This window comes from Blastococcus sp. TF02A-26, from assembly GCF_003319125.1.
Classification (GTDB): domain Bacteria; phylum Actinomycetota; class Actinomycetes; order Mycobacteriales; family Geodermatophilaceae; genus Trujillonella.
Genome location: NZ_QOHG01000007.1, coordinates 116493 through 138979 on the forward strand (window position 1 = coordinate 116493; position 22487 = coordinate 138979).

16 protein-coding genes are annotated in these 22487 nt (G+C 75.2%); 1 reads left to right on the plus strand and 15 read right to left on the minus strand.

The annotated features are described in order from the left end of the window. Window positions 1-26: 26 nt before the first annotated feature. The 4 genes from DQ240_RS10020 to DQ240_RS10035 are packed head-to-tail and all read right to left on the minus strand — an operon-like array spanning window position 27 to window position 5081. On the minus strand, window positions 27-620 hold the full coding sequence (locus tag DQ240_RS10020) for a low molecular weight phosphatase family protein (RefSeq protein WP_113839463.1): 594 nt from the start codon (window positions 618-620) through the stop codon (window positions 27-29). Further along, window positions 617-2116, minus strand: coding sequence for a polysaccharide biosynthesis tyrosine autokinase (locus DQ240_RS10025; RefSeq protein ID WP_113839464.1), 1500 nt, complete (start codon window positions 2114-2116; stop codon window positions 617-619). Before DQ240_RS10025 ends, DQ240_RS10020 begins: the two co-directional genes overlap by 4 nt. 35 nt (window positions 2117-2151) lie before the next feature. After that, entirely contained in the window at window positions 2152-3510 is a 1359-nt protein-coding gene (locus DQ240_RS10030; RefSeq protein WP_113839465.1) for a hypothetical protein, read from the minus strand. Next, window positions 3495-5081, minus strand: coding sequence for a lipopolysaccharide biosynthesis protein (locus DQ240_RS10035; RefSeq protein WP_113839466.1), 1587 nt, complete (start codon window positions 5079-5081; stop codon window positions 3495-3497). The genes DQ240_RS10030 and DQ240_RS10035 overlap by 16 nt, the downstream gene beginning before the upstream one ends. A 194-nt stretch (window positions 5082-5275) precedes the next feature. On the opposite strand from DQ240_RS10035, the gene DQ240_RS10040 reads away from it, so the two are divergent. Next, window positions 5276-6304 carry a glycosyltransferase gene (locus DQ240_RS10040; RefSeq protein WP_199589224.1) on the plus strand — a complete coding sequence of 343 codons (1029 nt, stop codon included), beginning with the start codon at window positions 5276-5278 and terminating at the stop codon, window positions 6302-6304. 24 nt (window positions 6305-6328) lie between these two features. On the opposite strand, the gene DQ240_RS10045 is transcribed toward DQ240_RS10040, so the two are convergent. The 11 genes from DQ240_RS10045 to glmU form a co-directional block, all read right to left on the minus strand. Then, window positions 6329-7078 carry a polysaccharide deacetylase family protein gene (locus DQ240_RS10045; protein ID WP_113839467.1) on the minus strand — a complete coding sequence of 250 codons (750 nt, stop codon included), beginning with the start codon at window positions 7076-7078 and terminating at the stop codon, window positions 6329-6331. After that, a complete protein-coding gene (locus DQ240_RS10050) occupies window positions 7075-8085 on the minus strand; it encodes a glycosyltransferase family 2 protein (RefSeq protein WP_113839468.1) in 1011 nt (336 codons plus the stop codon). Before DQ240_RS10050 ends, DQ240_RS10045 begins: the two co-directional genes overlap by 4 nt. Before the next feature lie 12 nt (window positions 8086-8097). Next, complete coding sequence (locus DQ240_RS10055; RefSeq protein WP_147261972.1) at window positions 8098-9039, minus strand: glycosyltransferase family 2 protein; 942 nt, start codon at window positions 9037-9039, stop codon at window positions 8098-8100. Between the two features lie 71 nt (window positions 9040-9110). Continuing rightward, the gene (locus tag DQ240_RS10060) at window positions 9111-14243 is read right to left on the minus strand and encodes a PKD domain-containing protein (RefSeq protein ID WP_113839470.1); all 5133 of its coding nucleotides are present in this window, start codon (window positions 14241-14243) and stop codon (window positions 9111-9113) included. A gap of 230 nt (window positions 14244-14473) precedes the next feature. Then, on the minus strand, window positions 14474-15067 hold the full coding sequence (locus DQ240_RS10065) for a hypothetical protein (RefSeq protein ID WP_113839471.1): 594 nt from the start codon (window positions 15065-15067) through the stop codon (window positions 14474-14476). A gap of 137 nt (window positions 15068-15204) precedes the next feature. Continuing rightward, window positions 15205-16452 (minus strand): DUF1972 domain-containing protein, encoded by a 1248-nt coding sequence (locus DQ240_RS10070; protein ID WP_199589225.1) that lies wholly within the window; start codon window positions 16450-16452, stop codon window positions 15205-15207. 116 nt (window positions 16453-16568) lie between these two features. Beyond that, window positions 16569-18038, minus strand: coding sequence for a sugar transferase (locus DQ240_RS10075; protein ID WP_233498610.1), 1470 nt, complete (start codon window positions 18036-18038; stop codon window positions 16569-16571). Window positions 18039-18271: 233 nt separating this feature from the next. Beyond that, window positions 18272-18838, minus strand: a complete 567-nt coding sequence (pth, locus tag DQ240_RS10080) for an aminoacyl-tRNA hydrolase (RefSeq protein ID WP_233498611.1) — start codon at window positions 18836-18838, stop codon at window positions 18272-18274. A gap of 101 nt (window positions 18839-18939) precedes the next feature. Further along, window positions 18940-19644 (minus strand): 50S ribosomal protein L25/general stress protein Ctc, encoded by a 705-nt coding sequence (locus DQ240_RS10085; RefSeq protein ID WP_113839554.1) that lies wholly within the window; start codon window positions 19642-19644, stop codon window positions 18940-18942. A 292-nt stretch (window positions 19645-19936) separates the two neighbouring features. Then, on the minus strand, window positions 19937-20917 hold the full coding sequence (locus DQ240_RS10090) for a ribose-phosphate diphosphokinase (protein WP_113839475.1): 981 nt from the start codon (window positions 20915-20917) through the stop codon (window positions 19937-19939). 13 nt (window positions 20918-20930) lie between these two features. Beyond that, complete coding sequence (gene glmU / locus DQ240_RS10095; protein ID WP_233498612.1) at window positions 20931-22475, minus strand: bifunctional UDP-N-acetylglucosamine diphosphorylase/glucosamine-1-phosphate N-acetyltransferase GlmU; 1545 nt, start codon at window positions 22473-22475, stop codon at window positions 20931-20933. Window positions 22476-22487 lie beyond the last annotated feature (12 nt).

The window sequence follows — 22487 nt, forward strand, 5'->3', positions numbered from 1 at the left end:
TCGCGGCGTCCCCGCCCGCCCCCGGCTCAGCCGACCGCGCGGACCAGCCGGTCGACGGTGTCGGCGATGAGGGCGTACGAGGCCCAGTAGTCCGCTGCCGAGCGCCGGTACGGGTCGGGCACCTCCTCGGCCGCCGCAGCAGCGGCACGGTGCGGCGCGGCCAGCGACGGGATCGCGGCCAGGCGGCTGCCGGGATCCGTGCCCGCCTCGGCGGGCCATCCGGTGGCGGCCAGGGACTCGGCGATCCGCGCTGCCTCGGTCAGCAGGAAGGTGCGCCGGACGGCCGCGGGCGCCTCCCGGACGACCGCGGAACGGTGCTCCCTGGTCATGGTCAGCACGAGCGCGGCACCGCGCGCGAGGTCCGGCCGCAGCTGCCGGGCGGCCGTGCGGCCGACCGGCAGGCCGGCGGTCTCGAGCAGCGCCGCCATCGGCGGGTCCACCGGCTCCCCGTCCAGCGCGCGGGTGCCGGCGCTGGTCACGACGACGCCCGCCTCGGCCAGCCGGGACGCCAGCAGCGCCGCGGCCACCGGGGACCGGCAGACGTTCGCGGTGCAGACGACGAGGAGCCCGACCCCCGCGGCGGCGGCCTCGCCGCGCGCGCTCCGGGTCGGTCCGGTCACCGACCCGCGGTGGTCGTCGGCCGCGGCACGGCGACCGGCTCCTGCTCGGGCTCGGCGGTCGCGGCCTGCCCGGACCGGCCGGCGAGCAGGGTCAGGGCGACCCGACCCCGGCGGCGCAGCCGGGACAGCAGGGGTTCGGCGTCCTCCGCCGGTTCCAGCGGCTCGTAGCCGTAGACCTCGGCGGCCCGCTGGCGGACGTGGGTCAGGACCACGCCCACGACGCGCGCCTCCACCCGGTCCAGGATGCCGAGCGCGCGAACCAGCGCCGGCCGGCGGGTACGGCTGGCGTCGCCGACCACGATCGTGCCCGACACGAGCCGCGCCACGATGGAGGAGTCGGTCACCGGGAGCAGGGGCGCGCCGTCGACGAGGACGACGTCGTGGGTCCGGCCCAGCCGCTCGAGCACCTCGGCCATGCCCGGCGACGAGAGCAGCTCGCTCGGGTTGGGCGGCAGCGGACCGGTGGCCAGCACGTGCAGGCCGGAGGCACCCCACTCCTGGAGCACGTCGTCGAGCTCGGCCTGCCCGATGAGCACCGTGGTGAGGCCGGCCGCGCCCTCGAGGTCGAAGACCTGGGCGACCGAGGGCCGGCGCAGGTCGGCGTCGACGAGCGCGACCCGCAGCCCGGTCTCCGACAGCGAGACGGCCAGGTTGGCCGCGACGGTGGACTTGCCCTCCGCGGAGTTGGCAGAGGTGACGAGCAGCGTCAGCGACTGCCCGGGACGGGCGGTGAACTGCACGGCGGTGCGCAGCGACCGGATCGCCTCGGCGGCGGCGCTGCGCGGCGCGGAGACGACCACGAGGTCGCGGCGACCGTCCGCGCCGGGCGGGGTGTCCAGCGTCGCCAGCAGCGGCAGGTCGGTGATCCGCTCGAGGTCCTCGGCGGAGCGCACCCGGTTGTCCAGGCGTTCGCACAGCCAGGCGTACAGCAGGCCCAGGGCGACACCGCCGACCAGGCCGGCGAGGACGTTCAACGCGGTGTCGGGCGAGGACGGCGCCGTCGGCACCTGCGCGGGGCTCACGGTGGTCACCCGCGCGGTGGTCCGGCCCTCGGAGTCCTCCGGCGCGACGTCCTCGACGGCCACGATCAGCTGATCGGAGACGGCGCGGGCGATGGCGGCCGCCTGCTCGGGATCGGTGTCGTCCACGGAGATCTCGAGCACCACCGTCTCGTTGCGCGCCGCGGCCGACACCCGGCCGGCCAGGTCCACCGCGTCGACGTCGAGGTCGAGCCGCTCGATCACCGGGTCCAGCACCGTGGGCGTCGTCGCCAGGGTGGCGTAGGAGGCGATCTGATCGCGGGTGAACGTGCCGCCCTGGGCCAGGTCGCTGGCGGTGTCCCCGTTCTGCAGCGAGAAGAACAGCGTTGCGGTCGACGTGTAGACCGGGGTCGCCAGCAAGCTCAGCACCAGCGCGGAGCCCACGCCGAGGACGACCGAGGCGGCCACGCCCCACGCACGTCGGCGCAGCAGCATCAGGTATCCGACGAAACCCACGTCTGTCTCTCCCCCCGCAGCGGCGGCCTGCACGGTCACGCCTCGTCCGAACGGTAATGGCCCCGGCGACCGATCTCGCCCCTGCTCCCCACAAGGAGTGACGGCTCGCGGCGCTCCTCCGGGACCGGTCCCGGAGCGTCCTCGCGCAGGTCGCCGTCCGGGCGTCCCGCGGTGGCGAGCACCTGGGTGGCCACCGCCAGCCCGGCGACGAACCACAGCCAGGAGGCGTACTGGGTGATCAGGGCGACCGTGCCCAGCGCGGGCAGCTGCGCGACGACGGCGATGGTGGCCGCGGTCGCGCGGCGGCGCAGCACGGCCCCGACGGCGACGGCGAGCGCGGCCAGCACGAAGAGCAGCGGGATCCAGCCGTAGTTCAGCCCGGCCAGCAGCAGCGCGTTGTCGATGGAGCGGAACGTGCCGAACGAGGACTCGCCCGTCGCCGCGAGGAAGTAGGAGGGCGACAGTCCCAGCGGGCGCACCTGGCCGAGCAGGTCCAGCAGGTCGCTGCGGTAGTCCGCGCTGCCCGTCGCCTCGTCGCCGGCCGCCTCGAACACCGTGCTGACCAGCGGCGCGGCCGCGGCGGCGCCGGCGACCAGGCCGCCAGCGACCAGCGCCCGCATCCGGCGCGACAGCCCTGTCCGCAGGAAGACCACGACGAGCAGCAGGCCGAGGGTCAGGGTGCCCAGCCCGATCCGGCTGAAGGTCACCGCGGACGCAGCGCCCAGCAGCACCACCATCGCCATGCGCACGGGCACCCGCAGCGGGCTGACCAGCACCATCGGCACGGCGAGGGCCAGGCTCCCGCCGAGCGCGATGGAGTGGCCGAACGCCCCCTCCGCGCGGGCCACCCCGCCCCGCTCCTGGATCCAGGCCCAGGTGTCGGCGAGCGGTCCCTCCCCCGGCACCAGCAGGAAGGGGTTCCAGTCGGTGAGCCACTCGAGGAGGGTCAGGGCGGCGACCACGGTGAAGCACACCGCGACCGCCGTGTAGACGTGCTCGGGACGCACCCGCCGGCCGACCACCCGCCCCAGGGCGTAGGCGCCGGCCCAGCGCAGGACCAGGACGTCCAGTTCCCGGGAGGTGCCCCACCCGGTCAGGACCGGCAGCAGCGCCGACACCACGAACCCCATGACCAGCAGGTCGACGACCGTGAGCCGCACCGGCAGCGACCCGCGCAGCGACAGCAGCGCGACGAGCAGACCCAGGGTGGCCGCGACCTGCGGCTCCTGCGGCAGGCCCAGGTCCGATCCGGCCCACACGGGGACGAAGCAGAGGACGACCAGCCAGACGACGAGGGCCAGCCGGGGGCTGCGCCGCAGCAGGAGGGTCCCGGCGGCGACCACGAGCGCAGCGCCGGCGAGCGGGACGAGGAGGTCGATCAGCGGGCCGGGCACGACGCCTCCCCCGCACCGGCGACCGAGGACGCGGCGACCGGCAGCCCGGCCGCGGCCGGCACCGCCGCCACGGCGCCGGGGTCGGGCGAGGAGCCGGGCTCCGGCGCCGGGGCCCGTCGGCCGCGGAGGCCCTCGCGCACCGCGGACCGGACCTCGCGGAGGTCGGCGCGGAACGGGCCCCAGACGGTGATCGCGAGGTAGGCGGCGGCACCTGCGCCGGCGGCGAGGACGAGGACGAGCGGCGCCGGGGCATCCCCCAGCAGCGCGGTCACCCCCGCCGACGCCGCGGCCACGACCCCGGTGACCGTCAGGACCCGCAGCGCGCCGGCCACCAGCTGGGCACGCGGGATCGGGGCCAGGCGGGACAGCCACCACAGGCTGATCGGCCAGGTCAGGGCCGGCGCGAGCGCGAACCCGGCGGCCAGGCCGACGACACCCCACGCGCTGCCGACGGCGATGGCGACCAGCCGGACGCCGGTCTCGAACAGCGAGAAGCGGGTCAGGGCACCGGTCAGCCCGCGGGACAGGTAGACCCAGTAACCGACGAAGGCCAGCGTCTGGCAGGCCCCGCCGACGGCCAGCCACCGCAGCAGCGGCACCGTCTCGGTCCACCGGTCCCCCAGGAACACGGCGACGACCGGGCCGGCCGTCCCGACGACGATCCCCAGCCCGGCCACCAACGTGTACCCGAGCGCGAGCTGGCCCCGGCGGACGAACTCCGCCCACCGTCGCTCGTCGTCCTGCAGCCGGCCGAGCACCGGGAGCGCCACCTGCGTCGTCGGCACGCGCAGCTGCCCGAGCGGCACCATCAGCAGCTGGTGGACGCGGTTGTAGAGACCCAGGTCGGTGGCGCCGAACCGGGCGCCGATCAGCAGGCTGTCGGCGTTGCGGCCGGCGTAGCCGATCAGCTCGATGCCGACCAGGCCGGCCCCGAAGCGCAGGAGGTCGTCCATCGGGGTCCGGCGGGACGGCCGGCCGGGCAGCCAGCGGCCCGCGACGACCACCGCGACGGTCATGACGCCGTACTGGACCAGCTGCTGGGTGACCAGCGCCCAGTACCCGGCGCCGCCGAGAGCGAGAGCGAGGGCCACCCCGAGGCCGGCCAGCGGCGCCAGCACGTCGGCCAGGGCGAGGACCCCGAACCGCATCCGGCGGGTCAGGTCCGCCCGGTACTGGGCGGCGACCCCGCTGAGCACGAACACCCAGGCCAGCGCCCGTGTCATGTCCTCGAGCTCGGTCCGGTCGAACAGCGCCGCGACCAGCGGCGCAGCGAGGAACGCCGCGGTCGAGAGCACCGCCCCCAGCGCGGTGCTGATCCAGAAGAGGTTGGTCCGCTGCGCCGCCGAGAGCTGCCGGGCGCGGATGGCGGCCGTGGTCAGTCCCAGGTCGCGGAAGACCTCGGCGACGCCGATCACGGCCACGACCATCGCGAGCAGGCCGTAGTCGCCGGGCGCCAGCAGGCGGGCGAGCAGGAGCACGGAGAGGACCTGGATGCCGATCCGGAGGCCCTGGCCGGCCACCGACACCACGATCCCCCGTGCCGCGCGGGTGCCGAGGTCGTGGGTGGGCATCGCTGTCTCTCGTCCGGGACCGCGGCCGCACCGGCCTCGGGAGCGATCGCATACAAGCACGGCCCGGTGCCGGAAGGGCCCGGTCGGCGGCGGTCGCTCACCCCAAGGGGCGAGGACCGGCGGCGCTCCGAGCGGCAGGATGGACGGGTCCGCCCGACCCCGCCGGGGTCGTTCCTCAGGCTCCTGGAGATCCCGTGCAGAGCAGTCCGCCGGACGGACGGCCGTTCACCGTGCTGCAGTCGTTCCCGGAACCGCGGCCGACCACGAACCCCTACGTCGTCATGCTCCGGGACGCCCTCGACGAGGTGCCGGGCACCCGGGTGCTGACCTTCACCTGGCGGCGCGCGCTGACCGCCCGGTACGACGCATTCCACGCCCACTGGCCCGAGGTGCTGGTCGACGGGGCGAGCCCGGTCAAGAAGGCCGTCCGCCAGGTGCTGTTCGCCCTCTTCCTGCTCCGGCTGAGGCTCACCCGCCGGCCGCTGGTCCGGACCGTCCACAACCTCGAGCTGCCGGCGGGCATCTCCCGCCGCGAGGTCGCGCTGCTGCGCTGGGCCGAGCGCTGGACGACGCTGCGCATCCGGATCAACGAGACCACCGAGCTCGACGGCGGCACGCCGGTCGAGACGGTCGTGCACGGCCACTACCGCGACTGGTACGCGCCGCACCCCCGGCGGGAGCGCCGCCGGGGCCGGCTGTCCTTCGTCGGCCAGGTGCGGCACTACAAGGGCGTGGACGGGTTGATCGACGCCTTCCGGCAGACGACCGACGACGAGCTCACCCTGCGCGTCGCCGGCCGGCCGACCTCGGCCGAGCTGGCGACGCGGCTGCGGTCGGCGGCCGGACCGGACCCGCGGATCACGCTGGCCCTGGACTTCCTGACCGACGCCGAGCTGGTGGCCGAGGTCTCCGAGGCCGAGCTGGTGGTGCTGCCCTACCGGGAGATGCACAACTCCGGGGGCGCGCTGGCCGCGCTGTCGCTGGACACCCCGGTGCTGGTGCCGGACAACGCGGCCAACCGCCGGCTCGCCCAGGAGGTGGGCCCCGGCTGGGTCCACACCTTCCGCCCGCCGCTCAGCGGGGACGACCTGACCGGGACGCTCGCACGGCTGCGCGCGCAGCCCCCGGCGGCCCCGCCGGACCTGTCCCGGCGCGAGTGGGTCGACGCGGGCCGGGCGCACGCGGCCGCCTACCGGCGGGCGGGCGCCGCCCTGCGCCGCTGAACCCGGCCGGCCTGCGCGCCGCCGTCAGCGGCTGAAGCGCGCCTCGCGGACGGCGGTCCCGGCGTCCAGGACCTCCCCGAGCGAGCGGGCGCGCAACCCGTCGGCGGCGTACCCGGCGAGCACGTCGGTGACCAGCCGGCCGCGGTCCAGGTCCGGCGCCGGACCGTCGAACGCGCCGTCCTCGGGGCCGGCGAAGCCGTCGTGGGCCAGCACGACCGCGCCGCGGCGGGCGCCCTCTCGCGCCTTGGCCAGCCGCTGCTCGTGGGTCGCCTCACGCCAGTCCCAGGTCGTCGGCCCCCACAGCACCGGGGTCAGCCCGGCCCGGGTGGCCGCGCGCCAGGTGCGCGGGGTCTGCCGCCCGTACGGCGGCCGGTACCAGCGCACGGCACGACCGGCGGCGTCCTCGAGCTCGGCGCGGCCGGCGCGGAGCGTGGGCGCGACCTCCCCGGGCGGCAGATCGGGGAGGGCGCGGTGGTCCACGCCGTGCAGCGCGACCTCGTGCCCGGCGGCGACCAGCTCGTCGAGCAGGCCCCGGTGCCGACGCACGCGAGTCAGCAGCACGAAGAAGGTCGCGGTGGCCCCGGCGTCGGCCAGGGCGGCGAGGACCCGGTCGGTCCCACCCGGTTCGGGCCCGTCGTCGAAGGTGAGGGCCACGACGGGGTCGGCCGTGCGCACCTCGACGACGGAGCCGACCGCGCGCCCCGCGGTGCGGCGGCCCGCCGTCAGCGCGCCCCGGCGGGCGGCCCGCAGCACGCTCCCGGCCGACGGCGTCATCGCGCCGCCACCCGCGCCAGCCGCCAGCGCCGCCCCTGCCGGGCGTACTCCTCGTAGACCACCCCGAGCGCTCCCCCGACCATGCCGGCCCCGCGGAACGCCGCACGGGCGCCGCGGGCCTGGTGCCGGTCCGAGCGGACCGCAGCGCCCAGCGTCCAGCGCGCCGCGCCACCGCCCAGCCGCAGCAGCCCGCCGCCGAGCGCGCGCGCACGGACCCGCAGGCGCGCCCCGGCGCCGCCGGCGAGCCGCAGCTCCACGAGCGCGGCGGTGTTCCCGTGGCTCCAGGCCCGGGTGAGCAGCCACCGGCGGGTCAGCCGCTCGGCCGGCACGCGGTCGACGGCGACGGACTCGTCGCACCAGACCAGCTGCCGTCCCGCCGCCACCAGCGACCTGCTGAAGAGGTTGTCCTCCCCGCCGCCGAGCCCGAGCGCCGACTCGAACCGCGTGCCCGAGGCGCGCACCTGCTCCAGGTCGAGGAGCAGGTTGCCCGTCGCGGCGACCGGCACCGGGGTGCCGGTCGGCATCCGCGGTCGGTCCCACAGCCCGCCGGCGACGACCCACGGGTGGACGGGGCCGGAGAACTCGGCCGACACCCGGCCCACGACCGCCGCGGCCTCCGACGCGGCCCAGGTGGCCAGCAGCGTCTCGAGCCAGCCGGCGAGGGGTCGCTCGTCGTCGTCGATGAAGACCAGCAGCCGGGAGCCGGCCGCCTCGTCGAGCGCGCGGTTGCGCACCGCGGCGATCCCGGGCGTGGGCTCGGCCACGTACCGCACGCCGGGCACGGCGGCCGCCACGGCCGCGGCGCTGCGCGCCGGGTCGTTGTCGACGACGAGGACGTCGACGGCATGTCCGCCGGCGGCCGTCACCCCGGCCGCGTGCTCGAGCACCCGCGGCAGGAGATCGCGCAGGTCCTCGGGACGGCGGAAGGTGGGCACGGCGACGGTGACCGGCACCCGGCCCTCAGCGGTCGTCCCGGGAGTCGCGGGGGACGCGGTCGCAACGGTCACGCGTCCATCCCATCACCGCGGAACCGGCGCGCGCCTCCCCCCAACGGGCGGGGAGGAGGGCCGGCGGACCAGGGCGGCGAGGGCGACGCCCGCACCCTCCAGGCTGCCGCGGAGCACGGCCAGCAGTGGTCGCGGCGACCGCAGCAGCTGCCGGCGCCCGCCGCGCAGCAGGATCTCCCAGCTGACCCGCGGGGTGCGCACCAGCCACCCGAGCACCTGGCGCCGGGGCAGGTTGCGGGCGGCGAAGACGAGGCGGTTGCGGCAGTTGTAGCGGTAGTAGAGGTCGGACTTCGCCGTCCCCTCCCGCTCGCCCTGCGTGCCGCCCTCGTCGTGCACGGCGACCAGGTCGGAGCGGACCACGAGGGATCCGCCGGCCGCCAGCGCCCGGTGGCTGAGGTCGACGTCCTCCCAGTAGAGGAAGTAGTCCTCGGCGAACCCGCCCAGCCGGTCCACCATCTCCGCCGACACGACCAGGCAGGCCCCGGTCAGCCAGTCCTCGACCGGCCCCGTCGACCGGGCGGGGCTGCCGGGGGCGCCGGTACGCCCGTCCCGCAGCCCGACGGTGGACCCGGCGAAGACCGTGGCGCCCGAGGAGTCGACGATCCGGGGGGCCAGGAGGGCCCGCGGCTCGGCGAGGCTCGCCGCGCGCAGCGCGGCGAGCACCTCCGGGGTCACCGAGGCGTCGGGGTTGAGGCAGCAGAAGGTGACGCAGCCCAGCTCCCGGGCGCGGGCGATGCCGGCGTTGGACGCGACCCCGAAGCCCCGGTTGTCCGGCAGGCCGACCAGCTCCCAGCCGTGCGCGGCGGCCAGCTCCCCCACCGCCGCCCGCTCCTGCACGGTGCTGAGGTTGTCGACGACCACGACACGGACGTCGGGCCCGAGCGGACCGGCCGCGGCGAGGTTGCGCCGCAGCAGGCCGCTGGACCCGTAGTTGACCACCACCACCCCGAGCATCGGACGATCATCGCCCGGGCCCGGGCCCCGCCGCCGCACCCGAGGTACCGGCGCGGCGGCGGCGAGGTCGGTCACGGCCGCGGCGGCACCGCGCCCGGGACGCCGACCCACAGGTCGTCGAACCGGACCACGATGGGACCCGTGGCGCTGCCCGAGGCGTACTGCTGGAAGAACACCGCGCCCGGCCGCTGCAGCGCAGCGGTGGTGTCGGTCCGGGTCATCGCCCAGGCCGCCGGCTCGTCGGTGCCCGCCCGCCAGACCTTGGCCCGCAGCGTGGTGGTGCCGCTGCCGGTCGCCTCGTAGCGGACGACGAGCGTGGTGCCGGGGACGTAGGTGCCGTCCAACCGGTAGCCGTCGAGCACCGTCTCCACGCCGTCCACGTAGCGGGTCAGCATCACGTCCACCGTGCCGTTGGGGAAGAACCCCATCTTGACGCGGTAGTCGCTGGCGCCGACCCGGCGCGCACCGAGGCTGACGTAGGTCCCGCCGCCGGTGGGCGCCTCCGGGAGCACCACCTCGACCTGGACGGCGGTGTCCTGGACGGGGGTGGCCGCGAGCTGCGCGGTGGTGGTCTGACCCGCCGTGCTGGCCAGCTGCCCGGCCCCGACGACGACCGAGGCGTGGGCGGCGACGCCCTCGACGGTCCAGGCGCCGCCCACGTCCGCGGTCCCCCACCCACCGGTCACCGCACGCTCGAAGGCGTCGGCGGCGACGGGGGTACCGGCGGCCGGGGGCACCGGCGCCGTGACCGTCACGGCACGGGTGGTGGTCCCGGTCAGCCCGGCGGCGTCGGTCACCGTCAGCCGCACGGTGTAGGTGCCGGCCGCGGCGTAGGTGCGCGTCGCGGTGGCACCCGTGCCCGTGCTGCCGTCACCGAAGTCCCACGCGTAGCCGGTCACGCCGGCGTCGTCGGTGGACCCCGCGCCGTCCACGGCCACCGTCAGGCCGGAGGTGGTCGCCGCGATCGCGGCCACCGGCGCCTGGTTGGTCGGCTGCGGGTTCGGATTCGGGTTCGGGTTGGGGTTCGGGTTCGGGTTCGGGTTCGGGTTCGGCACGACGGTGCCCGCCGGGTCGACCCGCAGGTCGTCGAAGCGGACCACCGAGGGCGCCGTCGCGGCACCGGAGGTGTAGGTCTCCAGGAGCAGACCCCCCGGGCGCTGCAGGGCAGCGGTGGCGTCCGTCGCCGTCAGGGTCCAGGTCGCCGGCTCGGTGGTACCGGTCCGCCACGCCTTGACCCGGAGGGTCGTGGGCGCGGTGCCGCTGGTCTCGAACCGGACGGTCAGCGGCGTGCCGGCGGCGTACCCGCCGGTCACCAGCGACCCGCCGAGGACGGTCTCCACCCCGTTCTCGGTGCGGGCGAGCATCATCTCGACCTGGCCGTCGGCGCGGAACCGGAACTTCACCCGGTAGTCGCTGGACCCGACGCTCTGCGCGGCCACGCTGACATAGGTCCCGTTGCCGGTCGTCAGCTGCGGCAGCGTCACGGTCGTCTGCACGACCACGTCGGTCCGGTTCAGCCCGGGCAGCCGGGCAGCAGCGCCCTGGCCGGCACCCCCGGAGAGCTGACCGGCACCGCCGGTCACCGAGGCGGGGCCGCCCGTGGTCCACGCCCCACCGACCTGGGCGGTGCCCCAGCCGGAGGCCACGGTGCGCTCGAACGAGTCCGCGGCGAGGGGCGCGCCGGCCGGCGGCGGCGGCGGGGCCGTGACCGTCACCGTCCGCGTGGTGGTGCCGGTCAGCCCGGCGGCGTCGGTCACCGTCAACCGCACGGTGTAGGTGCCCGCGGCGGTGTAGGTGTGCGACGTCGTGGCCCCGGTGGCGGTGCTGCTGTCGCCGAAGTCCCACGCGTAGGCGGTGACGCCCTCGTCGTCGGTGGAGCCGGAGCCGTCCACGGCCACGGCCAGGTCCGTCGCCGACGCGGTGAACTGCGCCGTCGGAGCCTGGTTCGGCCGGACCACGACCGTGCCGGCCGGCTCGGCCCGCAGGTCGTCCATGCGCACCGTGGAGACGGCCGTCGCGGTACCGGAGACGTACATGCCCACCGAGACGGCACCGGCACGCTGCAGCTCCGCCGTGGCGTCGGTCTGGGTCAGACCCCAGGCCGTCGGCTCGGTCGAGCCGGTGCGCCACACCTTGACCTTGAGGGTCGTCGGCGCGGTCCCGCTGGTCTCGAACCGCACGGTGAGGGACGTGCCGGCGGCGTAGCCACCGGGCAGCAGGTAGCCACCGAGGATCGTCTCCGCGCCGTTCACCTGCCGGGCGAGGAACACCTCGACCTGGCCGTCGGGACGGAACCGCAGGTTCGCGTGGTAGTCCGTGGTCCCGATCCGCTGGGTGGTCAGGTAGACGAAGGTCCCGCCACCGGTGGAGAGGGCCGGCAACGTCACCGCGGCCTGCACGGCCACGTCGGTGCGGCTGATCTCCGACAGCGTCGCCGTCGCACCCTGACCGGTGTTGCCGGAGAGCTGCCCGGCGCCGCCGGTCACCGACGTCGTCCCGGCCGTGGTCCACGACCCGCCGCGCTCGGCGATGCCCCAGCCGAAGCTGCGGTCGCGCTCGAAGGAGTCCGCGGCGATGGAGCCCGGACCCGTCGGCGGCGCGGTCACGGTGACCTGCCGGGTCGTCGTGGCGGTGAGGCCGCCGCCGTCGGTCACGGTGAGGCGCACGGTGTACGTGCCGGCCGCGGCGTAGGTGTGCGCAGCGGTGGCACCGGTCCCCGTGGTGTTGTCACCGAAGTCCCAGGCGTAGGCCTGGACGGCGCCCTCGGGGTCGGTCGAGCCCTGGCCGTCGAAGCGGGCGGTCAGGTCCGAGGTCGAGGACGTGAACGACGCGGCCGGGGCCAGGTTCTGCCCGCGACCCAGCGCGTTGTGGCTGGCGACCTGGCCGGCCGAGAGAGCCGACGGGTACACCGCGACCTCGTCGATGCGGCCGTTGAACCACGCGGCGCCGGCGTTGGGCCAGGCGCTGTCGCCACCGATCCGCCAGTAGCCGTTCATGACCTGGGCGCGGTAGGTGCCGGCCCGCGAGGCCACGAGGACGCCGTCGACGTACAGCGAGACGCCGGCGGAGTTCATGGTCGCGGCGACGTGGTGCCACTTGCCGTCGTTGTAGGTCGAGGCCCCGGTGAGCTGCAGGTAGTCACCGGTCCAGATGCCGAAGTGCACCTTCCCGGCGGCGTCCATGAAGATGTGCCGGTCGTAGGCCGTGCTCAGGCCGGTGTTCGAGGTCCCGAAGCCGACGATCTTGCCGCCGGTGCGCGACGTGGTCTGGAACCACGCCTCGACGCTGAAGGTCTGCGGGCCGGGGATCGCCGTGCCGGTGGAGGCGCGGCCGTTGGAGGTGCCGTTGAAGGTCGACGCGGTGTTGGCGTCGCCGGAGATCGCACCCGCTGCCCCGCGGCTCACGCCGCTGCCCAGGGTCAGGTCCGAGGTGCCGGCGTAGTCGTAGCCGACGCTGCCCGAGGGCTCACCGAGGTACCAGTGGTCGATCGCGCCGTCGGCGATGACGGCCCGGGCGTAGGGCCGCGCCGTGCCGCTGCTGGCGGCCGGGACGTTCGCGGTGACCCAGGTGGAGCTGAGCCGGTTGCCGAACGGGTCGCTGACCGCCACGAGCCAGCGGTGCGAGCCCGCGGCGGCGCCGGTGTCGGCGCAGGCGAACGTGGGCAGGCTCCACCAGCGGGTCGGCCGGGTGGTCTCGCAGACCGGCGCCACGGCGTCCGAGTCGCGGTAGACGCGGTAGGTCAGGTACTCGTTGTCCCGGTCGGCCACCGACGGCCAGCTCAGCCGCACCGCACCGGGCACCGGCGTGGCGGTCAGCGCGAACGGCTTCGTCGTCGCCGGGCCGACCTTGTTCGGGGCCAGGGCCGGCACGGCGAAGCGCACCAGGCCCTGCTGCGGCACGCCGTTCACCGTCGGGAACTCGCCACCGAAGGCGAGGTAGTCACCGTTGCCGGTGACCGTCCAGCCCGCCTGGGCCTGACCGGTGTAGGTGCCGGACTGGAAGGTCGGGTCCCACGGGAGGAGGGAGGGCGCCGGCTGGCCGGCCAGGCGGGTGTTGCCGCGCAGGTCGCTGATCCGCTGGTTGGTCCCGGTCGCGGCGACGGTGCGGGCGTTGCCGAACATGTGGATCCAGGGGTCGAACTGCGGGAAACCACCGATGTTGGCGCAGTCGTGGGCGTGCGAGGCGGTGTAGACGACGCCGCGCATCACGTAGGCCGAGTAGTGGTCACCGCGGCAGTCGGAGAACCAGACGGGCGCGCCGCCGTCCGCCCGCGCGGCGAAGGTGTCCTCGAGGTTCCCCGGGCCACCGAAGTCGTAGCCGGTGCCGTAGACGACGCCGTCGGACACGGTGAGGCTGGTGATGCCGGCCGCGTTGCCCTGGTTGGTGATGATCTGGTTCACCGCGAACGGCTTCGTCGCGCCCGAGGTCGCGTCGACGGCCGCGACACCCGCGCCCGCGGCACCGTTCATGGAGGCGAAGCGGCCGCCCACGACGACCTGGTTGGTGCCGGCCACCACGAGGGAGGTGACGGTGTTGACCGTGCCGCCGGGCTGGGGGGCCCAGGACAGCAGCGCCCCGTCCGAGGCACGGACGGCGGCCAGGCGGTTGCGCGCGACCGAGCCGACGGCGCTCAGCCAGCCGCCGAGGTAGACGGTGGAGTTGGTGGCGGCGATGGCGCTCACCTGGGAGTTGACGACGGGCCGGAAGTCGGGGACGAGCTGGCCCGTGGCGGTGCTGAACGCGGCGACGTGCGGCCGCGACTGCCCGTCGACGACGTCGAAGTCGCCGCCGACGTAGACGCGGGAACCGTCCGGCGACGCCGCGACCGACATCACCTGCGCGTTGAGGGTGGGCGCGAAGGAGGTGATCAGCTCGCCGGTGCGGATGTCGTAGGCCAACAGGTGGCTGCGTCGCACCTCTCCGGTGCCCGCGGGTGCGCCGGCGGGACGGGCGGTGGTGAAGCTGCCGCCGACGTAGACCGTGTTCCCCACCACGACCTGGGACCAGGCGACACCGTTGATCTGCACCGTGGGCAGCGCGTCGGCGGTGACGGTGGTGGGCGTGGTCGGGTTCACCGGGTCGACCGGCGCGGAATCCGCGCGGGCGGTGCCCGGGACGATGCCACCGAGCACCCCGACGAACAGGAGCGTGGCCAGGAACCCGGCCACGAGGGCCCGGGCTGATGCGGTCGTGCGTACAGACATGACGAAATGTCCCCCGTTGTGTCGCGTCGTGCGCATGACCGTCCAGCGGCCAGGCCCGTGAACACTAAGCGTGACGAACGTGGCCCTGGGATCCCCCGATGCGGTGACAAGCCTGCTCAGCCCGCCTGTTGCCGGTCACGATCATCACTCTGGGTGACACACACGCACCCGGAAACCCCGCAGGGCCCCGGCGGTCGCCGGGGCCCTGCGGTGTGCGGTTCGGGGGACGGTCAGGCGGCGGCGCCGGTGAAGACCATGAACGGCGCGCCCGCGCGGTAGCCCACGGAGACCGAGACGGTGCCGCGGGCGTCCTGCGGCACGCTGAACACGTACACGCCCTCGCCGGTCTCCCCTGTGTCGAGCGACCCCGAGAGGGGGGCCTGGGAGGGGTCGTTCAGCGGCGAGGCCGGCACGGCATCGACGCCGTAGGCCAGGTTGACGGCGACGCTGCCGAGGTCGATCGCGTCTCCGGAGCCGTTCGTGATGCCGACCGTCAGGCGCAACGCGGGGCCGGACACGTTCCCGCGTCCGGTACCGGTGCCCTCGATCGCCTCCAGCCCGATCACCCTCGCGGTGACGCCGTCACCGGCGTCGGCCTCCTGGTCGAGGGCGACCGGCGCCAGGCTGGCGGGCGGCTCGTCGGCCCCGGACTCCGGGGCCACCTCCGGCGGGGTCGCGTCCGCGCCGGGAGCGCCCGCGCCCAACGAGGGCTCGGTGGCGGTCGCCGACGTCGGGGCCGGGTCGCCGGCCGCGGTCTCGCGGTCGTCGTCCCCGCCGCCGACCAGCGCGACGACCAGGGCCACGAGGGCCACCAGCACGGCCACGCCGGTGACGAGGAGCCACCGGCGCCGTGCCGGAGGCTCGGAACCACCACCCCTGCGATCGGCTACCGCCACGTCGTCCCCTCCCCCGCGCCCCGTCGGGGCGACCTCGTGCTCATCGGTGCTTCGTGCGGTGCGGCTCACTGCTGTGCCGCCGGCATGTGCTCCCAGTGCGACGGTCCGGCCGGGGTGGGCAGCTGCACCACGTTGTCCGGCAGCGTGGTGCTCGGACGGGTCGGCGGCAGGTCGGCCTCGGTCGGCCGGCGGCGTCCGCTGGGCCGGCGACGCGGGAACCGGCGGGCCGCGAGCGTCGCGGCGAGCTCCTCGTAGCCGGCGGCGACCGCGTCCCAGTCGTAGCGGAGGGCCAGCTCGCGGGACCGGCGACCGGCGCGACGGGTGCCGACGGGATCGGCCTCGACCGCGGCGATCTCCCGGGCGACGTCCTCGGGGGTGCGGAAGAAGCGGCCGGCGTCGGCGATGACCTCGCGGTTGAAGGAGACGTCGAAGGCGGTGACGGCGGCACCGGCGCCGATGGCGCGCAGCAGCGAGGGGTTGGTCCCGCCCACCGAGTGGCCGTGCAGGTACGTGGCGCAGTGGGCGTACAGCTGGTCGAGCAGGTCCTGGTCCCAGACCCCGCCGAGGAAGCGCACGCGGTCGTCGGCGAGGGCGTGCACCCGGCGGGTGTACTCGTCGGCGTAGGGAGCCGAGCCGACGACGACCAGCGGCTTGGCCGCGTCACTGCGGGTGTAGCCGTCGACGATGAGGTCGACGTGGTTCTCCGGCTCGAACCGGGCCACCACGAGGTGGTAGCCACCCCGTTCGAGACCGAGCTCGGCGAGCTTGTCCGATCCCGGCTCGATGACCGGCGCACCGTAGGTCAGCAGGGTGGTCGGCGCGTCGAAGGCGTCGCGGTAGTAGTCCGCGATGCCCTGCGCGTCGGCGACGAGCGCGTCGGACCAGCGGACGGCGAGGCTCTCCGCGGCGCGGTAGTAGCGCCGGCCGGCGCCACCCCACTTGGCCCGCCGCCACTCGAGGCCGTCGACGTGCGTCGCGACCGGGATCCGGGCGGCGCGCAGGACCGGGAGCAGCGGGGCGTTGGCGGCGTTGAACACGAAGGCGGCGTCGGTGCGGTGCGCGACGAGGTGCGCGACGGACAGCGCGGTGTGGCTGAGGGTCTCCAGCGAGCGCTTCCGCGCGGCGGGCAGGTGGACGAGCTCCATGCCCAGGTGCCGGCGGGGCCGGGTCTCGGTGACACCGGGGACCGTGCGGCAGTAGACGACGACGCGGTGGCCGGCGTCGGCCAGGCGGCGGCCGATCTCCTCGACTGCGGTCTCGAAGCCACCGTATCGCGCGGGGACGCCACGCGTCCCGACCATGGCGATGCTCATGCGGTCCATCGGAATCCGTTCGTCGACAGCGTGTCCCCACCCGATCGGCAGGGAGCTCCTCATGCTGGAGCGGGCCCGTCCGGGGTTCCTCCCTCGGAGGGGTGAGGGTGAACCGGTCAGTAGGCCCCGGCGCGGCTGAGCACCGCCCGGAACGTCTTGACCAGGATCAGCAGGTCCATGGCCATCGACCAGTTCTCCACGTACCGCAGGTCCAGGCGAACGGCCTCCTCCCACGGCAGGTCACTGCGACCGGAGATCTGCCAGAGACCGGTGAGCCCGGGCTTCACCAGCAGCCGGCGGCTGATCTGCGTGTCGTAGCGCGCGACCTCACCCGGCAACGGCGGCCTGGGCCCGACCAGGGACATGGATCCGCCCAGCACGTTGAACAGCTGCGGCAGCTCGTCCAGCGACAGCCGGCGCAGCCAGCGCCCCACGGGGGTGACCCGCGGGTCGACGCGCATCTTGAACAGGAGGCCGTCGGAGATGTTGTCCGCGCTCAGCGCCTCCACCTGGCGGTCGGCGTCGGCGACCATGCTGCGGAACTTGAGCATCGTGAACGTCTGCCCGTTCACGCCCACCCGCTCCTGCCGGTAGAGCACCGGGCCGGCGCTGGTCAGCCGGACCGCGAGGGCGATCCCCAGCAGGACCGGGGCCATGAGCAGCAGCGCCAGCGCGGCGACGCTGCGGTCCAGGCCGCCCTTGACGACGCGGCGCCACCCCTCGAACCGAGGCTGCTCGACGGCGAGCAGCGGCAGGCCCTCGAAGGGACGGATGTGCAGCCGCGGACCGGCGACCTCGATCAGACCCGGGGCCACGAGCAGTTCGATGCCGGTGCCCTCGAGCTGCCAGGAGAGCTGGCGGAGGTACTGGGCGGCGGTCTCGCTCGCCGAGGTCACCGCGATGGTCTCCGCGCCGAGGTCCCGGGCCATCGCCACGACGTCGTCCAGGCCACCGACGGGCACGCCCAGGCCGGCCGCGACGAGGTCGCGGCTCTCCGGCGTGACGCAGGCGGCGACGACGTCCATGCCGGCGAACCGCTCCCGGCGCACCCGCTCCGCCAGCTCGAGGACCGCCCCGCCGCGGCCGACGACGATCACGCGGGTCGTGCAGGACCCGAGCGCGCGCAGCCGGCGCAGCCAGCAGCGGGCGGCGAACCGCACGAGCAGGGTCGCGACGGTCAGCGCCGGGACGGCGACGACCACGAGGCCGCGGGAGAGGTCGAGAGCGGCCGCGTAGGAGATGAGGCCCAGGGCGGCGATCAGCAGCAGCCCGGCCCGGCCGACGTGGCGGTACTCGTCGCTGCCGGTGCCGTACGCCCGCTCGGAGTAGGCGCCGTTGGCGGCCAGCAGCGCCGGCCACCCGAGGACCAGCGCGACCACGGCCCAGAGCAGCGGCTGCTGCGCCGACAGCGAGTCGCGGTGGGTGAGGAGCACCGCGCCCCCGGCGACCGCGGCGGCCAGGGACTCGAGGAGGACCAGGGCCAGCGTGTAGCGGCGGGCCCACGCCGGGGGCGTGCGGCGGACGGTGGCGCGCGGTGCGAACTGCACCGACGGGGCCGCGGCCGCCTGCAGCGAGGTGGCTCCCAACCTGACCTGATCCCGATCCAGCAGCACGGTTCCCCCCGGACACCGACGTGACAGTGTGTGGTCGGAGTCACCGCGTGGACACGCGCCTGACGTGCGGGTTTGCGGTCCACGGCGACTCCGCGCCACGGATGACCATCACAGTCGGTGATCTCAGGGTCAACCCGCAGGGTGACGTTCACCCCGAAGGGGGGCAGATCTCGTCACCCGTTCACCACGCAGCGTGACCGGTGACCTCAGGTGCGGGGGTGCACCACGTTCTGCGCGGCCTCCAGGCCCCGGGCCAGCAGCTCCTCGGTGGCGTCGGCGGCCTCGGCGATCAGCAGCTCGAGCTCCTTGCGCTCGGTCGCCGAGAAGTCCTTGAGCACGAAGTCCGCCGGGTCCTGCCGCCCGGGTGGCCGGCCGATGCCGACCCGCACCCGGAGGTAGTCCTTGGTGCCGGTGGACCGGCTGATGGACCGGAGCCCGTTGTGACCGCCCTCGCCTCCCCCGCGCTTGAGCCGCACGGCCGCGAAGGGGATGTCGAGCTCGTCGTGCACGACGACGAGGTCGTCGGCCGGGATCTTCGAGTAGTCGAGCAGCCCGCGCACGGGACCGCCCGACTCGTTCATGTAGCAGGTGGGCCGGGCCAGGACCACCCGCCGCCCGGCCAGCCGGCCCTCGCCGACGAGGGCGCGGGACCGGGCGCCCTTGCCCGGCGAGAGCTTCACGCCGGCGCGGGCGGCCAACTCGTCGAGCACCATCGCGCCGACGTTGTGCCGGTTGCCGGCGTAGGCCGGACCGGGGTTGCCCAGGCCCACCACGAGGAAGGGGCCCTCGGAGGGCGGTGCTGGTGACGGAGACGCCACAGGGGCGCCGGCGGTGCCGGCGCCCCTGCGGGTCGTGCTCTCGGTCAGCGGATGCCTCAGCTGTTCTCGGCCGCGTCCATCGACTCGCCGCTGCCCTGGTCCTGCGGCTCGGGGACGACGTCGCCCTCGCCGGTGCCCTCGGCGGCGGAGTCGGACTCCTCGCGCTCGATGCCGGCCTCGGCCTCGGCCTCGGCGAGCTCGGCCTCGAGGGCCTCGGCGGTCGGCGCGCCCAGGAAGCCGATGACCAGCGCCTCCGGGTCGGTGACCAGCGTCGAACCGGCCGGCAGGACCAGGTCCGCGGCGGTGATGTTCTGACCGGCGGTCCGGCCGGTGACGTCGACCTCGATGGAGTCGGGCAGACGGGTCGCGTCGGCCTCGATCGAGACGGTGTTCAGCTGGTGGTTCGGGATCGCGTCCACGCCGGGCTCGCCGACGACCACGATCGGGACGTCGACCGTGGTCTTCTCGCCGCGGCGGACGGTCAGCAGGTCGACGTGCTCGTGCTCGCGGGTCAGCGGGTCGCGCTGCACGGCCTTGGTCAGGGCCAGGTGCTCGGTGCCGTCGAGGACGACGGTGATCAGCGCGTTGCCACCGCCGTTGCGCAGCACCGCGGCGAACTCGCGGGCCGGCAGCGACAGGTGGACGACGTCCTGGCCGTGCCCGTAGAGGACGGCGGGGATGCGACCGGCACGACGGGTGCGGCGGGCGCTGCCCTTGCCGAACTCGGTGCGGGCCTCGGCGACGAGGCGGTAGTCAGCCACGGTGGTGTGCTCCTGGATCTCTCGGGTCTGGGGCCGGCGCACACGAGCGCGGCACACCTTCCGGAGCACACGCACGTCGATAACGGAGATCGGATCTCCCTCGCCGGGCCGGTCAAGCGTACTCGGTCCTGCGGAGCGGGGCCCGGAGGGCTCCCGACGCAGGGCCGGCGAAGCACTCCGTGAAGCGGGTTCCGCCGAGTGGGGGCCCGGAGGGTCCCCCGAGACGGGACGGGAGGGGCTCAGCGCAGGTCGGGACGGCACGTGGCCGCGGTGCGGTCCGGAGGACCGCAGATCACGAGGCGCCGTCGAAGAGGCTGGTCACGGAGCCGTCCTCGAAGACCTCCTTGATCGCGCGCGCCAGGAGCGGGGCGATCGAGAGGACGGTGAGCTTGTCGAACTGGCGCTCGGGCTCGATGGGCAGCGTGTTGGTGACGACGACCTCGCTGATCCGGCTGTTCTTGAGCCGGTCGACGGCCGGGCCGGAGAGCACGCCGTGGGTGGCGGTGACGATCACGTCGGCGGCGCCGGCCTCGAACAGCGTCTCGGCGGCCTTCACGATCGTGCCGCCGGTGTCGATCATGTCGTCGACGATGATGCAGACCCGGCCCTCGACCTCACCGACGACGCGGTTGGCGACGACCTCGTTGGGCCGCATCGGGTCGCGGGTCTTGTGGATGAAGGCCAGCGGGGTGCCGCCGAGCTTGTCGCTCCAGCGCTCGGAGACCCGCACCCGGCCGGCGTCGGGCGAGACCACCGTGATGTCGCGGTCGCCCCAGCGGGCGCAGACGTGCTCGACCAGGAGGTCGAGGGCGAAGAGGTGGTCGACCGGGCCGTCGAAGAAGCCCTGGATCTGCGCGGTGTGCAGGTCGACGGTCATCAGCCGGTCGGCGCCGGCGGTCTTGAACAGGTCGGCCACCAGGCGGGCGGAGATCGGCTCGCGGCCGCGGTGCTTCTTGTCCTGCCGCGCGTAGGGGAAGAACGGCGCGACGACGGTGATCCGCTTGGCCGAGGCCCGCTTGAGCGCGTCGACCATGATCAGCTGTTCCATCAGCCAGGTGTTCAGCGGCGCCGTGTGGCTCTGCACCACGAACGCGTCGCAGCCGCGTACCGACTCCTCGAACCGCACGAACAGCTCGCCGTTGGCGAACTCGTAGGCCGCGGTCGGGGTGGGGGTGACGCCCAGGTGCCCGGCGATCTCGTCGGCCAGCTCGGGGAACGCCCGGCCGGAGAAGAGCATGAGGCTCTTGTTGGTGGACTGCCGGATGGCGCTCATCGGATCGGTGCCCCTACTGGTCGAGAGTCGTGCCGGAGGCCGTGGGCCGGCCCTCGCCGGTCCCGGGACGAGTGTCTTCCGCTGGCGCGGCACCTGCATCCCCGGCCGCCGCTGCGGCCTGCGCGGCTGCGGTGCCCGGGCGGCGGCGGCCCACCCAGCCTGCCACATTCCGCTGCTTGGCCCGTGCGACGCCCATCGCCCCCGGGGGGACGTCGGTGGTGATCACCGACCCGGCCGCGGTGTAGGCGCCGTCGCCCACGGTGACCGGCGCCACGAGCATCGTGTCGGAGCCGATGCGCACGTGGTCCCCGACGGTGGTGCGGTGCTTCTCCACACCGTCGTAGTTCACGAAGACCGTCGCGGCACCGATGTTCGAGCCGGTCCCGATGGTCGCGTCCCCCACGTAGGACAGGTGCGGCACCTTCGAGCCCTCGCCGAGCTCGACGTTCTTCGTCTCGACGAAGGCGCCCACCTTCGCGCCCCGGGCGAGCCGGGAACCCGGCCGGAGGTAGCTGAACGGGCCCACAGTCGCTGCCGGGCCGATGACGGCGCCGCTGCAGTGCGAGCGGACGACCGACGCCCCCTCCCCCACCTCGCAGTCGGTGAGGGTGGTGTCCGGTCCGACCACCGCACCCCCGGCGACCCGCGTCGTCCCGTGCAGCTGGGTCCCCGGCTGGAGCACCGCGTCGGCGTCCACGGTCACCGTGACGTCCACCCACGTCGTCGCCGGGTCGACGACGGTGACACCGGCGACCATCAGCTCGTCCAGCACCCGGTCGTTGAGCACCCGGCGGCGCGCGGCCAGCTCGCGGCGGTCGTTGCAGCCGAGCACGTCGACCGGGTCGTCGGCCCGCACCGCGGCGACCGGCGCGCCGCCCTCCACCAGCGGCGCCAGCGCGTCGGTCAGGTACTGCTCGCCCTGCGCGTTGTCGGTCGAGAGCCCGGCCAGCACGCGGCGCAGAGTGCCCGCGTTCGCCACGTACACGCCGGCGTTGACCTCGCGGATGGCCCGCTGCTCCTCCGTGGCGTCCCGTTCCTCGACGATGGCGCGTGGCCGGCCGTCGCCGTCGCGGACGATTCGGCCGAGGCCGGTCGGGTCCTCGACCTCCGCGGTCAGCACGGTGAAGACGCTCCCCGCCTCCCGGTGCGCGGCGGCCAGCGCGGCGAGCGTCCGCGCGGTGAGCAGCGGCGAGTCCCCGTTGCAGACGAGCACCGCACCCTCGAGGTCCGGCACGGCGTCCAGCGCCACCTGCGCGGCGTGGCCGGACCCGCGCTGCTCCTCCTGCACCACCGGCCGGGCCTGCGGCGCCACGGCGGCCAGGTGCTCGACGACCGCCTCGCGGCCCGCGCCGACGACGACGAGCGTGCGGCCGGCCCCCAGCGGCGCGGCGGCCGCGAGGACGTGGCCGAGCATGCTGCGACCGCCGAGGGGGTGCAGCACCTTGGGGGTGGCCGAGCGCATGCGGGTGCCCTGTCCGGCGGCGAGCACGACGACGGCGGCGATCCCCTCCCCGTCGGTCTGGTCGGGGCGGTCGTCTCCCGGGCGGGGCTGGCTCACGGATCTCCTCGG

Excerpts from the sequence above, each read along its gene's own strand:
- DQ240_RS10035 (WP_113839466.1), bottom strand. The coding sequence starts at position 5,081 with ATGCCCACCCACGACCTCGGCACCCGCGCGGCACGGGGGATCGTGGTG.
- DQ240_RS10045 (WP_113839467.1), bottom strand. The coding sequence starts at position 7,078 with ATGACGCCGTCGGCCGGGAGCGTGCTGCGGGCCGCCCGCCGGGGCGCG.
- DQ240_RS10055 (WP_147261972.1), bottom strand. The coding sequence starts at position 9,039 with ATGCTCGGGGTGGTGGTGGTCAACTACGGGTCCAGCGGCCTGCTGCGG.
- DQ240_RS10060 (WP_113839470.1), bottom strand. The coding sequence starts at position 14,243 with ATGTCTGTACGCACGACCGCATCAGCCCGGGCCCTCGTGGCCGGGTTC.
- DQ240_RS10070 (WP_199589225.1), bottom strand. The coding sequence starts at position 16,452 with ATGAGCATCGCCATGGTCGGGACGCGTGGCGTCCCCGCGCGATACGGT.
- DQ240_RS10090 (WP_113839475.1), bottom strand. The coding sequence starts at position 20,917 with ATGAGCGCCATCCGGCAGTCCACCAACAAGAGCCTCATGCTCTTCTCC.